General features: G+C 72.3%; 10 protein-coding genes. 6 read left to right on the top strand and 4 right to left on the bottom strand.

Going from position 1 to position 12443, the window contains the following annotated elements:
• Nucleotides 1–262 precede the first annotated feature (262 nt).
• Nucleotides 263–1447, bottom strand: coding sequence for an acyl-CoA dehydrogenase family protein (locus ACFYSC_RS20060; protein ID WP_389963498.1), 1185 nt, complete (start codon nt 1445–1447; stop codon nt 263–265).
• 289 nt (nt 1448–1736) lie between these two features.
• On the bottom strand, nt 1737–2738 hold the full coding sequence (locus ACFYSC_RS20055; protein ID WP_389963495.1) for a prephenate dehydrogenase: 1002 nt from the start codon (nt 2736–2738) through the stop codon (nt 1737–1739).
• A gap of 554 nt (nt 2739–3292) precedes the next feature.
• Here ACFYSC_RS20055 and ACFYSC_RS20050 point away from each other — a divergent pair.
• On the top strand, nt 3293–3703 hold the full coding sequence (locus ACFYSC_RS20050) for an SgcJ/EcaC family oxidoreductase (protein ID WP_362941950.1): 411 nt from the start codon (nt 3293–3295) through the stop codon (nt 3701–3703).
• Nucleotides 3704–4008: 305 nt separating this feature from the next.
• Here the strand turns inward: ACFYSC_RS20050 and ACFYSC_RS20045 are convergent, their stop codons facing one another.
• A complete protein-coding gene (locus ACFYSC_RS20045) occupies nt 4009–5034 on the bottom strand; it encodes a glucose-1-phosphate thymidylyltransferase (protein ID WP_389963490.1) in 1026 nt (341 codons plus the stop codon).
• A gap of 193 nt (nt 5035–5227) precedes the next feature.
• Here ACFYSC_RS20045 and ACFYSC_RS20040 point away from each other — a divergent pair, with 193 nt between their 5' ends.
• A complete protein-coding gene (locus ACFYSC_RS20040; protein WP_389963487.1) occupies nt 5228–6478 on the top strand; it encodes a GNAT family N-acetyltransferase in 1251 nt (416 codons plus the stop codon).
• Between the two features lie 542 nt (nt 6479–7020).
• A complete protein-coding gene (locus ACFYSC_RS20035; RefSeq protein WP_389963484.1) occupies nt 7021–7827 on the top strand; it encodes an alpha/beta fold hydrolase in 807 nt (268 codons plus the stop codon).
• Here the strand turns inward: ACFYSC_RS20035 and ACFYSC_RS20030 are convergent.
• Nucleotides 7810–9045, bottom strand: a complete 1236-nt coding sequence (locus ACFYSC_RS20030) for an RNA-guided endonuclease InsQ/TnpB family protein (protein ID WP_389963481.1) — start codon at nt 9043–9045, stop codon at nt 7810–7812. The two genes, ACFYSC_RS20035 and ACFYSC_RS20030, sit on opposite strands and share 18 nt — an antisense overlap.
• 367 nt (nt 9046–9412) lie before the next feature.
• On the opposite strand from ACFYSC_RS20030, the gene ACFYSC_RS20025 reads away from it, so the two are divergent.
• The 3 genes from ACFYSC_RS20025 to ACFYSC_RS20015 all read left to right on the top strand — a co-directional run bounded on the left by ACFYSC_RS20025 (nt 9413) and on the right by ACFYSC_RS20015 (nt 12427).
• On the top strand, nt 9413–10402 hold the full coding sequence (locus ACFYSC_RS20025) for a CPBP family intramembrane glutamic endopeptidase (protein ID WP_389963478.1): 990 nt from the start codon (nt 9413–9415) through the stop codon (nt 10400–10402).
• Between the two features lie 106 nt (nt 10403–10508).
• On the top strand, nt 10509–11780 hold the full coding sequence (locus ACFYSC_RS20020; protein ID WP_389963475.1) for a sensor histidine kinase: 1272 nt from the start codon (nt 10509–10511) through the stop codon (nt 11778–11780).
• Nucleotides 11768–12427 (top strand): response regulator, encoded by a 660-nt coding sequence (locus tag ACFYSC_RS20015; RefSeq protein ID WP_389963472.1) that lies wholly within the window; start codon nt 11768–11770, stop codon nt 12425–12427. Before ACFYSC_RS20020 ends, ACFYSC_RS20015 begins: the two co-directional genes overlap by 13 nt.
• Nucleotides 12428–12443: the final 16 nt, after the last annotated feature.

The following is a 12443-nucleotide window of genomic DNA, read 5'->3' as shown; positions in this document are numbered from 1 at the left end:
GGCCTTCGTCGTTCCCGGACTCACCGGTTCTCCGCCCGGTACGGGGAGCCGCTTCTCCCGTTTCCGGGGTTCTGCGGTTTCCCGGACGGGAGGCCGGCCGCGTTTCCCGGAATCCGGGATCCTCCGGCTCCCGGTTTTCCCGGCGAAGACCCCCGATTCCCTGGCGAGGCCCCTCGATTTCCCGGCGAGGGCCCCCGGACGCGGCGCGGCGCCCCGGCCCTGGGGCCGGGGCGCCGCGGACGAACCGGGGGCCGGACGTCTCTCAGATGTAGAAGGTGTCGGGCTCCAGGCCGCAGAGGATGCGGCCGTACAGCTCGGCGTTGGTGTTCGGGTGCATCAGGGCGTGCAGGTTCATGGCGCTGATGTCGCGGGCGATCCGCTGGATCGGCATGTGGCTGTAGATCGACGACCCTCCGCTGGCCGTGGCGTAGATGTCCACGGCCTCCTTGGCGAGGCGGCACACCGCCCCCATGTCCGCGCGGGCCTTGACCCGCTCCTCCAGCGTCCACTGCTCGCCGCTGACGCCCTTGCCGTCCACCAGGCCGGCCAGCCGGCCCGCGTGGAACTCGGCCTCGTCGACCTTCATGGCCGCCTCGGCGACCTGGAGGTGCGTCAGGGGCGCCTCACGCTGGCTGGCGTACCCGGTGTAGGTGATCTTCCGGTCGGGGAGCCGCTGGAAGAACGCCTCCTGGGCGGCCTTCGCCAGGCCGACCGCGGTGCCGACCGAGGAGGCCGAGGCGACCGGCAGCAGCGGGACGCGGTAGATCGGGGAGGCGGCGTTCAGCTCCGAGGCGTACTGCCCGGCGAGCACCGCGGGCAGGGGCAGGACGCGCTCGGCGGGAATGAAGACGTCCTTGGCGACGGTGCTGACGCTGCCGGTGCCCTTCAGGCCCGCGGTGTGCCAGTCGTCCACGATCTCCAGGTCCGACATCGGGACCAGCGCCATGATCGGCATCGGCTCGACGCCCGGACCGGCCTGGATGGCGACGATCTCCTGCCAGTGGCTGTGCAGGGCGCCGCTGACGAAGCCCCAGCGGCCGTTGACGACCACGCCGCCCTCCACCGGGGTGGCCATGGCGCTCGGGCTCAGCGTCCCGCACACCCGGACGTCGGGCGTGGAGAACACCTCGTCCTGGACCGCGTCGGGGAACATGCAGGTCATCCAGGTGGGGATCCAGTAGACGGACGCCGTCCACGCGGTGGAGCCGTCGGCCTTGGCCAGCTCGGCGGCGACCTCGACGAGGGTGCGGGTGTCGGCCTCGTAGCCGCCGTAGCGGGCGGGCACCCTCAGCTTGAAGACGCCGGCCTCGGCCAGGGCCTCGATCGACTCGTCGTGAAGCCGACGGTTCTCCTCCGACCAGGCCGCGTTCTTCCGCAGCACCGGCAGCAGTTCGGACGCGCGGCGAACGAGTTCTTCCCGCGCCGGGACATCGGTCGTCAGCACCATTTCCTCCTAGTCGTCGTCGACGAGCCCCGGAAGACCGCTCCCCGGCCTCCGGCTCGCGACGCGTACAAGGCCGGCACGCTCGTCCTGTCGTCCGGGAAGCTCCGGGAAACACGGACCGGGAGGCGCCCGCCGGTGATCTCCTCACGAATGTCGCATCCGCGTACGGCCGCGGCACCTTCATGAGTGCGGTTGTCGGCACCCGTGGAGCGAGGGGCGGTTCATCGGGTGGGATCACGGGAGCAGGGCCCCCTCCGGGAGGTGCGGAAATCGCGGGGAACAGGGAAACGGGTCAGGCCGCCGCCTTCGGCGCCGCGAGCTGCCTGCCCGCCGCCCCGGCCGGACGCGCGTCCGCGAGGAGGGCCCGGCCGCGGTTGCCCCGGACGAGCAGGTCGGCGAGCGCACCGGATATCCCGGGCGTACCGGATGCCATGATCACGCCGGATGTCCCGGATACACCGGACATCATGGTCGCATCGGACAGCTCCGGTGAGCCGGACGTCATGGCCGCGCCGGAGGACGCCTCCCGGAGCGCGGACGCGACCTCGGCCAGATCCCGGACCACCGCGTCGAGCACCTCGGCGATCGGTCCGGCGTTCTGCCGCAGGATGTCGCACCACAGGTCGGGGGAACCGCCCGCGATCCGGGTGACGTCCCGCAGGCCCTGGCCCGCCAGCGCGAGCGTGGTCTCGTCGGCCCCCGCGAACCTCGCCGCCAGCGCCGACGCCATCAGGTGCGGCACGTGGGAGACCGCGGCGGTGACCCGGTCGTGGGCGTCCGGGCGGATCAGCCGGTGCTCGGCCCCGCACAGCGCCACCATCTCCGTCACCAGGCGCACCGCCTCCGGCCGCGTCGCCGGATGCGGGCACAGCGCCCACCGGCGGCCGGCGAACAGGTCGGCGCGCGCCGCCCCCGGCCCCGACGACTCCCCGCCCGCCATCGGATGCCCCGGCACGTAGACGGAGACGTCGCAGCCGGCGGCCTCGGCCTCGGCGAGGATCCCGGCCTTCGTGCTCGCGACGTCGGTGTAGACCCGGCCCAGCCCGCGGTCCTGGGCCTCGCGCAGCACGCCGGGGACCGTGGACGGCGGGGTGGCGATGATCACCACGTCGGCGGGGCGGTCACCGTGGGCCGACGCCGTTCCCGCGCCCATCCGCTCGGCCTTGCGCACCGCGTACGGGTCGCGGTCGGACAGGGTGACGTGGACCCCCGTACGGCGCAGCGCGAGCGCCACCGATGCTCCGATCAGGCCGCAGCCGAGAACCGCGGCACGGCCGATCTCCGTCGAGATCATCAATCCTCCATGGGGTGCGCTCCGGCGCGGGGGCGGCCGGGATCGCCTCGGGAACGTCCGGGAACCGCCGCGGAGGCGCCGGGAGCGGCGCGGTCATCGGCCGCATCGGCGGCCCTGCGGCGTCGCACCCGGCGTTCCAGGCGCGGAGACGTCCGGAAGCGGACGTCATCGGCCGCATCGTCAGTCTTCCGGGGCCGCCCCCGGCGTTCCAGGGACGGAGCCCTCAGCAAGGTGCCGGTCACCGGCAACTTCCTGCCAGCGCCCCGAGCGGGCCGTCGAAGTCCTTTTCCCTTCTTTCCGGTTCTTCCGGGTTCCCGCCCCTGCCACCAGCGCGTTCCCGGCTCGCCGGAGTTCCCCGTCCACGGCCGTCGCCGCCTTTCCGGTCACCGCGAAGACGCCCGGAAAGCGGACACCGCACGCCGAAAGGTGCGCCTTCCGGCACCGGGCGACCACGATGCGAATGTGCGGGCCCGCGAGGTCGCGGGGCGATCCCCTTCCCTCCGCCGACCCGCCGGGCCTGCCCTGCCCCAGCCATCGAGTGAGGGAACGCCAGCATGAGCGCATCACCGACCATCACCGACGACATCACGGCCGTCAGCGAGGTGCCCAAGCGCATCATCGCCGCGTGGGCCGCCAACGACGCCGACGCCTTCGCCGAGGTCTTCACCGAGGACGCCACCATGGTCCTGCCCGGGGTCTTCGTCTCCGGCCGCGATGGGATCCGCGGCTACATGGCCGGGGCCTACGCCGGTCCCCTCCGGGGCACCCGGGTGGCCGGCGAGCCGATCTCGGTGCGGTTCACCGGCGCCGACGGCGCCATCCTCGTGACGCGGGGCGGCGCCCTGGTGGGCGATGAGACCCAGCCCGCGCCGGAGCGCGCGGTCCACGCCACGTGGGTCCTGGCCAAGCAGGACGGCCGGTGGCTGCTCACCGCCTATCACAACGCCCCGGCGAACGCCGTCTGACCACCGCCCGGCCGCCGTCGCCGCCTGACCGCGGACGGCGGGCGGCCCGGACGCCGGATGAGAAGGGGGACCTCCCCGTGGAGGTCCCCTTTCTCCATGCCCGGCCCTTCGCGTCTTCCCGGTATCGGCGTCTTTCCGGTGTCTGTGTCCTCCCGGTGTCTGTGTCCTCCCGGTATCGGCGTCTTCCCGGCGTCCGTGTCCTCCCGGCGTCCGGGAGACCGGCCGCCGGACCGCCTTCCCGCCGCCTCCCCGCCCGTCGTACGGTCGCCGCCCGCCGTACGGTCGCCGCCCGCCGTACCGGGCCGTCAGGCGACCAGTTCGACCCGCGTGTGATCGCCGACCAGCAGCCGGTGCTGGACCTTCTCCCGGTCGGCCGGCATGACGACGGCCGAACGCCCGATCATCGACCCGTACAGGCCCGGGACCTCGGAGATCGTCGCGCCGTCCAGCACGATCGAGTCGGCCAGCCGCGTACGGCGCAGCACGCAGTCCTGGCCGATGGAGACGTCGGGCCCGAGGTGGCAGTCCTCGATCAGGGTGTTCGCCCCGATGATGGCCGGTCCCTCGATCACCGACCGCACCACCCGCGCCCCGGGACCCAGCACGACCCTGTCGCCCAGCTCGGCGAGCAGCCGCCGGTTGCACTCCAGCACGTCCTCGGCCCGGCCGGTGTCCTTCCAGTAGCCCCGGTACTCGCTGGCCCTGACCGTCGAGCCCTGGTCGACCAGCCACTGGATCGCGTCGGTGATCTCCAGCTCGCCGCGGGCCCCGGGCCGGATCGCGGCGACCGCCTCGTGGATCCGGGCGGTGAAGAAGTAGACGCCGATCATGGCCAGGTCGCTGCGGGGCTGCGAGGGTTTCTCCACCAGCCGCCGGACCTCGCCGTCCCGGTCCATCTCCACGACCCCGAAGGCCCGCGGGTCGGCGACCCGGTGCACCGCGACCTGCGCCGCGGGCCGGCCGGCCCGGAACTCCGCGGCGATGGCCTCCACGCCGTCGGGCAGCATGTTGTCGCCGAGGTACATCACGAAGTCGTCGTCGCCGAGGAACGGACGGGCCAGCGCCACGCAGTGCGCCAGGCCCAGCGGCCGGTCCTGCCGGATGTAGGTGACGCGCACCCCCAGTCTCGACCCGTCGCCGATCACTCCGGCGATCTCGGCCGCCCAGCCTCCGACGATGACGCCGACCTCGGTGACGCCGAGGTCGCGGATGTTCTCCAGCACGTGCTCCAGGACCGGCTTGTTCGCGATCGGGATGAGCTGCTTCGGCATGGAGTAACTGAAAGGACGCAGGCGGGTGCCAGACCCGCCGGACAGCACCAGGGCCTTCATGCGGCTCATTCTTACAGCCCCCGGGTAAACGCCCTTCTCTGCTTTTGCCGACTTCCCCCGCGGGCGCCGGCGGGCCGGTGGTCCCGCATTTCAGGAGATGTTCCGCCCATGAGGCGGTGTGAGGATACGAGGGCGAACGCCGTTCACCGTAATCCGGTCGAAAACCCGAGTGTGGCAATCCGGAGGCTACTAAATGAAGAGCAACGACCTTGGGGAAGCCGTGGCCGACGACATCACGATCGAGGTCCCGACCCACGAGGACTGGGACGACATCTACGCGACGTTCTCCGCGGGCATCAACATCGACGGCGACCCGCAGAGCCGCGAGACCGAGCGCGAGCTCTTCGAGCCCGACCGTTCGCTGGTCGCGCGGAGCGGCGGCCGGGTCGTCGGCACGCTGGGGTGCAACACCCGGCAGATCGCCGTCCCCGGAGCGGTCATCCCCGCCGCCCACGGCTGCCGCGGCGCCGTCTCCGCCGGCGCCCGCCGTCAGGGCCTGCTGACCAAGATGATGCGCCGGCACTTCGAGGACGCCCGTGCCCTCGGCGAGGCCATCACCCTGTGCTGGGCCAGTGAGGCGCGCATCTACCACCGCTTCGGCTACGGCCTGTCGATCCGCCGGATCGGGCTCAACGTGAACTCCCGCGAGGTCACCCTGCCGCCCGGCAAGGGTCAGGGCAGGATCGTCGAGGGCACTCCGGCCGACCTGCGTGAGGCCCTCGTCAAGGTCTACGACCAGGTGTACGCCGAGCAGCCCGGCTGGTCGGAGCGGACCGAGGCCCACTGGGACTACCGGCTGGCCGACACCATGTCGATGCGGGCCGGCGCCTCGGCGCTGCGGGTCGTCCTGCACGAGGGCGACGGCGGCGTCGACGGCTACGCCCTGTGGCGGGTGCGCAGCAACTGGACCGGCAACGGCCCGATCGGGCAGGTCGAGCTGGTGGAGCAGGTCTCCACGACCCCCGAGGCGTACGACGCGCTGTGGCGGTTCCTGCTCACGGTGGACCTCACCCGCTCGGTCACGACGTGGTCGTGCTCGGTCGACGAGCCGCTGTTCTACTGGGTCGGCGAGCCGCGGCAGCTCGCGGCGCACCTGTGCGACGCGCTGTGGATCCGCGTCGTGGACGTCGCCAAGGCCCTGGAGTCGCGCCGGTACGCCGCGCCCGTGGACGTCGTGATCGACGTGACCGACGAGTTCATGCCGGTCAACACCGGCCGGTGGCGGCTGACCGGCTCGCCGGACTCGGCCACCTGCGTCCCCACCTCCGACCCCGCCGACCTGGCCTGCGACATCCGCGCGCTGGGCGCCCTCTACATGGGCGGGACGTCGATCCGGACGCTGGCGGGTACCGGGCTGGTCCGGGAGCTGACCCCGGGCGCGCTGGCCGCCGCCGGTCCGGCCTTCGGCTGGCACCGCTCCCCCTCCGCCTTCGAGCTCTTCTGATCGGGCTCGGCGGGCTCGGCGGGCTCGCTGATCGGCTGCTCGGCCGCTCAGCGGGTTCGCGTGGCGGGCGTACGGCGGGCGGGCGCACGGCGCCGGCCCGCCGTACGGGCATGAGGGGCCGGTTCCGGCCCGTCGTACGCGCGCGGCGGGATCCGGGGCGCCTCGCCGTACGGATGCGTCAGGAGCCGGGCCGTCCACGCCGTGCGGGCGCGGGTCCGCGCCGTGAAACCACGCCAAAATACGCGATCGATACATAAATTCACATAAGGCGATAAATGCCTTAAAAATGTTATCAGTGGTTGAAAGGTCTCGGATTCGGGAAACGCGGTGGAGCGCCCGGAGCGGCCGTTCTCCGGCCGGACCGCGGAATTGTCGGTCCGCCGGAATAGCATCCTCGGAGATGCCAGCCGGGTCACGGGTGGTGCAGGTTGGTTCCACCGGGTCTGCCTTTTCCCGCGGGGCCGGCGCAGGTCGCCGTCGCGCGAGACCCGGTGGGGCACGACCGAACAACTGTCCATATCCACTACACAGAGAGATTCACCATGGACGTAACGTCAGCAGACGGCACCACCATCGCTTTCGACCGGTCCGGTGAAGGGCCCGCGGTCATCCTGGTGCAGGGTGGGTTCAGCGACCGCTCCCACCCGATCTGGACGGGTATGGCCGACGCTCTCGCCCCCGCTGGTTTCACCGTGTACAACTACGACCGCCGGGGACGCGGCGGCAGCGGCGACACGCAGCCGTACGCGGTCGAGCGGGAGATCGAGGACCTCGAGGCGATCATCAAGCACGCCGGCGGCGAGGCGATGGTGTTCGGCGGCTCCTCCGGCGGGGCGCTCGCCCTGGAGGCCGCGGCCCACGGGCTCGCGATCACCAAGCTCGCCGTGTACGAGCCGCCCTACATCGTCGACGAGAGCCGCGCGCCGGTCCCCCAGGACTTCGAGGCCCAGCTCGCCTCCCTCATCTCGGAGGGCCGTCGCGGCGACGTGGTCGCGCGCTTCATGACCGAGGCCGCCGAGGTCCCCGCCGAGATGGTGGACCAGATGCGCCAGTCCCCCTACTGGGAGGGCATGGAGGCCGTCGCGCACACCCTCGTCTACGAGGCCGCGGTCGTCGGCCCGGGCAACCAGCTGCCCGCCGAGCGGCTGTCCGGCGTCGACACCCCCACGCTCGTCCTGACCGGTGAGAACAGCGCCCCCTGGATGGGCAAGGCCGGCGCCGCCGTCGCCGACAAGCTGTCCAACGGCGAGCACCGCATCCTGGAGGGCCAGGCGCACGACGCCTCCCCCGAGGTCCTCGCCCCCGCGGTCGCGGAGTTCTTCAAGGCCAGGTCAACGACCCAGGGCTGATGCCCTGGGCTTGCGCCTCTCGCGCCTGCCTGGCTGGCAGGCGCGGGACGCACTGACCCCGCTTTCCACGGCGGGATCGTTGGGCGCGTTGACGAACACCCACGCCACCCCGGCCCGTCGTGCGACGTTGAGGGCGGCGATGTGATCGGCGGGCCCAGCGAACCCGCACGACCGACAAGAGAAGGCGTCCCGGGTGGGACGGTTGCCCCGGCAGACAGACCCGCACCAGGGCACCGGACACGTCTGGGAGGTGTAGGCCGGATCCACCGCCGTGTACGGCACGCCTGCGCGGCGGCCCTTGTAGGACAGGAACTCGCCCATCTGGTGGAACGGCCAGGACGAGAGCGTGGCCCGCTGGGATGGCCAGAACCGTACCCGCTCACGGATCCCCGCCAGATCTTCGACGGCGATGCCGCGCCCGGTGCGTTGCGCATCGGCCACGATCTCGTCGGCGATCTTGTGATTTACCTGGGCGGCGTGCCGGGATTCCCGCCCGGCGCGCCGCTTGAGCTTGCGCCGCGCGGACTTGGTGCCCTTGGCCTGCAGTTCGGCCCGGAGGCGGGCCATGCGCCGCCGGTAGCGGTTCAGCTCTCGGCCGCTGTGGTTGACGCCGTCGCTGGTGGTCGCCAGGTTCACGATGCCTCGGTCCACCCCGATCCACCCGGCCGGGGTGGTGTTGAGCGGCGCTTCGGGCACCTCACAGGTGGCGATCAGGAACCACATGCCGCCCCGGCACACCAGATCCGACTCACCCCGCCGGTGGGCGGCGAGCGTCGTGAGCTGGGCGGTCGAGCCGGTGAAGGCGAGGTCCTTGATCCGGCCGTGCACCGTCCAGATAGAGATGGTGCGGGCGTCGATGCGCCAGGACAGGCACCGGTCGTCAAAGGGGTGGGCGGCCTCGGGCCGGAACGCGATGGGTGTGCTCTCGGCCTTGCTCGGGCGCTTACCCTTCAGCCGTCCGGTGCGGATCAGGCCGCGCAGGGCGGCATAGGCGTCGGTGACCTTCTTGATGACGTGCTGGGCGGTCTGCGCCGACAGCCCATCGGCGCGCAGGTCGCCGTAAGTGCGTCGGCGCAGGTCGTAGACACCGAACGTGCTCGTCCGATGCGCAGTGCGGGAGACGGCGGTGGCGGCGGCGTTGACCGCGTGCAGGGTCGCCGCCAGGGCCGCCGCCTGCGCGGGCGTCGGCAGGAGCTTGACCTGCACCACCAGCTTCACCTCGAACACAGTAGCGACCGGCCCCTGCCCGCGTCCGGGAAAAGCTCGATGCCAGACCCGGCCGGATCCGGCCAGAGCGCGGCGATTCCTCCCGCGTGTGAACGCCCGGGGCTCCTCACTAGATAGCGCTGAACACCGGTCCCCCACGGCCCAGCCGCCGCGATCAGGGGGTTCACCGTGACGGCCGCCGGGAAGGCGTTTCCTCCCGGCGGCCGTCGTCATGCCCGGCCCCCGCTCCGACCTGGCCGTCGTCTCCCTCGGTACCCCAGGCTGTACCCCCATTGGGGTGCACGCGGGAGCGACCGGGAGGGCCCCCGGCTGATGTGCTGATCACTGTCAGTCAAACGCTCTTCCAGGAGAAAGTGAAATGACAGTCGACAGCCGGCCTGAGGCCGCGCGCTCCACCGGTGAGAGCGGGCTCCGGGGCTTCATCCGCCGCCATCCGTTGATCAGCTTTTTCACACTGGCCAACCTGATGAGCTGGGTGGCCTGGGTGCCCTACATCCTCTCGGCGACCGGCCTCGGAGTCTGGAACTTCCGCTTCCCGGAGGTGCTCGGCACCTCGCAGCTCACCGGGATGCTCCCCGGCGCCTATCTCGGCCCCATCTTCTCCGCCTACATCGTGACCAGGGTCACGGGCGGCAGGGAAGGCGTCCGCCGGTGGATACGGAGGATGACCAAGTGGCGGGTCAGCTGGGTCTGGTATCTCATCTCGGTCCTCGCCGTCCCCGTCGCCCTCATCGTCGCCGCCTCGGCCCTCTACGGCGAGGACGTCCGCATGCCACCCGTCGCCGTGCTGATCGCCTACGTGCCCGGCCTGCTGCTCCAGATGGTCACCACCGGTCTGGCCGAGGAGCCCGGCTGGCGTGACTTCGCGCTGCCCCGCATGCAGCGCAGGTTCGGCCCGCTGGGCGCCACCGCCCTCCTCGGCCCGCTGTGGGGCGTCTGGCATCTGCCGCTTTATCTGAGCGAGTGGGGCGGATGGCCGGACGTCACCCTGATGAGAGTCGGCGAGTTCATCGCCTTCTGCTGCACCTTCAGCGTGGTCGTCACCTGGGTGTTCAACCGGACCGGACAGAGCCTGCCTCTGGTCATGCTGCTGCACGTCAGCGTCAACAACTTCATGTCGATGGTCTACGGGGCGATGTTCCCGTCGATCGACACCGCCGAGCAGGGGAGCCGCGTCACCCTGCTCGCGGCCGCCACGGCGGCGATCGTACTGCTCGCCGCGACCCGTGGCCGCCTCGGTTACCGTCCGGCCGAGGAGCCCACGCCGGAGCCCGCCGACGGAGCCGGAGACTCCTTGGCCGTCGATCCGACCGGCGCGGGGCACGTCGTCCACGGCCCCGGCCGTTGACGGTCCGGCCGTCGGGTCGTCAACGGCACGGTAGGCGGCAGTCCGCACCGGCCACCGCCCCGAAGGATCAAATGTCCTAAAATCTCTGGCCCAAGGGGGTGGCACGATGGCGGCGCACCAGCCGGAACCGGGCGGCACCCGGCGGGACGGCCGGAGGGGCGCCGCCGCACGCGTCCGTGACGTCTCCGTCGCGTTCGGACACCTCGTCGGCGGCCTCGGCACCGCGCTGCTGGCGCTCGCCGCCCTGGCATGGCTCGTCGTGGCCGGGCTCACCTGTGTGATCGGTGTGGGCCTGCTCCTGCTGCCCACCGTGCCGCGTGCCGTACGGGCCGTCGCCGAGCGGGAGCGTGACCGCCTGTCCCGCTGGGGACCGGAGATCGTCGGCATGGGGCCCGCACCGTCCGGCGCGCGCGCCGCGCTCGCCGACCCGGTCGTCCGGCGGGAGTTGGGCTGGCTCCTCGCGCACGGCACGCTGGGCCTGTTCCTCGGCCTGGCCGGGATGACCATGGTGCTGGACGCCGTGCAGAACATCACGTATCCGCTGTGGTGGCGGGCGCTGCCCGCGGAGGACCGCACCCCGACCCCGGTGTTCTGGGACGTGCGTGACGACGCCGACGCCATGGCGGTCGCGGCGCTCGGCGTGGCGATGGCCGTCTGCTTCCTGCTGCTGGGGCCGGGGATGGCCCGGTTGCAGGGGTGGCCGGGGCGCCGGCTTCTGACGCCCACCGCCGACGTCGACCTGTCGCTGCGGATCGCGCAGCTGTCGGCCACCCGCGCGGCGGCGCTGGACGCCCACGCCGCGGAGCTGCGGCGGATCGAACGCTCGCTGCACGACGGGGCGCAGAACCGGCTGGTCGCGGTCACCGTGCTGCTCGGCGCGGCCCGCCGCGCGCTGGCCCGGAACCGGCCGGACGCGGAGGACATGCTCGAACGCGCCCAGGAGACCGCCGAGCAGGCGCTGTCCGAACTCCGTACGGCCGTCCGCGGCATCCTGCCGCCCGTACTGGCCGACCGGGGGCTCGCCGGCGCGCTCGCCGGGCTCGCGGCGAACTGCGGTGTGCCCTGCCGAGTGGACGTCGACGCGCTCGGCAGGTGCCCCGCCTCCATCGAGGCCACCGCCTACTTCGTGACCGCCGAGGCGCTCACCAACGTCTCCAGGCACAGCCGGGCCCGGCACGCCACGGTGACCGTACGGCGTGCGGGCGACCGGCTGTCCCTGCGGATCGAGGACGACGGCGTCGGTGGCGCGGACGAACGGCGCGGCTCCGGGCTCCCCGGCATCCGCAGCCGGGTCGAGGCGCACGACGGCCGCCTCACCCTGACCAGCCCGCCCGGTGGGCCGACCGCGCTCGAAGTGGGGTTGCCGTGCGGATCGTGATAGCCGAGGACGACCCGCTGCTGCGCGAGGGGGTCGCGCTGCTGCTGCGCGCCGAGTCCCTCGACGTGGTGGCCACGACCGACCACCCGGACGCCTTCCTGGCGGCCGTCGCCGCCCACCGGCCCGACGTGGCCATCGTCGACGTCCGGATGCCCCCGACCCACACCGACGAGGGCATCACCGCGGCCGTCGAGGCCAGACGCCTTCAGCCCGGCCTGGCGGTGCTCGTGTTGTCCGCCTACGTCGAGGAGACGTTCGCCACCGAACTGCTCGCCGGCGGAACCGACCGGCTCGGATACCTGCTCAAGGAGAGGGTCGGCCGTGTCGACCAGTTCCTCGACGCCCTGCACCGGGTGGCCGCCGGGGGCACGGCCATCGACCCCGAGGTCGTCGCGCAGCTGCTCACCCGCACCCGCACCGACAGCGGGCTGGAACGGCTGACCGCCCGGGAGCACGACGTGCTCGCCGTGATGGCCGAGGGACTGGGCAACACCGCCATCTCCGAACGGCTCTTCATCAGCGAAGGCGCCGTCCACAAGCACATCCGCAGCATCTTCGCCAAACTCGACCTGGCGCCCGCCGACCGGGCGGACCGGAGGGTCACGGCCGTCCTGCGCTACCTGGAGGAGACCCGGCGCCGCGGCTGACGCCGTGCTGAGGTCC

Source organism: Streptosporangium sp. NPDC004379, from assembly GCF_042873875.1.
Classification (GTDB): Bacteria; Actinomycetota; Actinomycetes; order Streptosporangiales; family Streptosporangiaceae; genus Streptosporangium.
This window is presented reverse-complemented; position numbering and strand designations above follow the sequence as displayed.

What these genes read in the sequence shown, in the direction of transcription:
- ACFYSC_RS20035 (WP_389963484.1), top strand. Translation starts at nt 7,021, where the DNA reads ATGGACGTAACGTCAGCAGACGGCACCACCATCGCTTTCGACCGGTCC.
- ACFYSC_RS20025 (WP_389963478.1), top strand. Translation starts at nt 9,413, where the DNA reads ATGACAGTCGACAGCCGGCCTGAGGCCGCGCGCTCCACCGGTGAGAGC.
- ACFYSC_RS20050 (WP_362941950.1), top strand. Translation starts at nt 3,293, where the DNA reads ATGAGCGCATCACCGACCATCACCGACGACATCACGGCCGTCAGCGAG.
- ACFYSC_RS20040 (WP_389963487.1), top strand. Translation starts at nt 5,228, where the DNA reads ATGAAGAGCAACGACCTTGGGGAAGCCGTGGCCGACGACATCACGATC.
- ACFYSC_RS20045 (WP_389963490.1), bottom strand. Translation starts at nt 5,034, where the DNA reads ATGAAGGCCCTGGTGCTGTCCGGCGGGTCTGGCACCCGCCTGCGTCCT.
- ACFYSC_RS20020 (WP_389963475.1), top strand. Translation starts at nt 10,509, where the DNA reads ATGGCGGCGCACCAGCCGGAACCGGGCGGCACCCGGCGGGACGGCCGG.
- ACFYSC_RS20055 (WP_389963495.1), bottom strand. Translation starts at nt 2,738, where the DNA reads ATGATCTCGACGGAGATCGGCCGTGCCGCGGTTCTCGGCTGCGGCCTG.
- ACFYSC_RS20060 (WP_389963498.1), bottom strand. Translation starts at nt 1,447, where the DNA reads ATGGTGCTGACGACCGATGTCCCGGCGCGGGAAGAACTCGTTCGCCGC.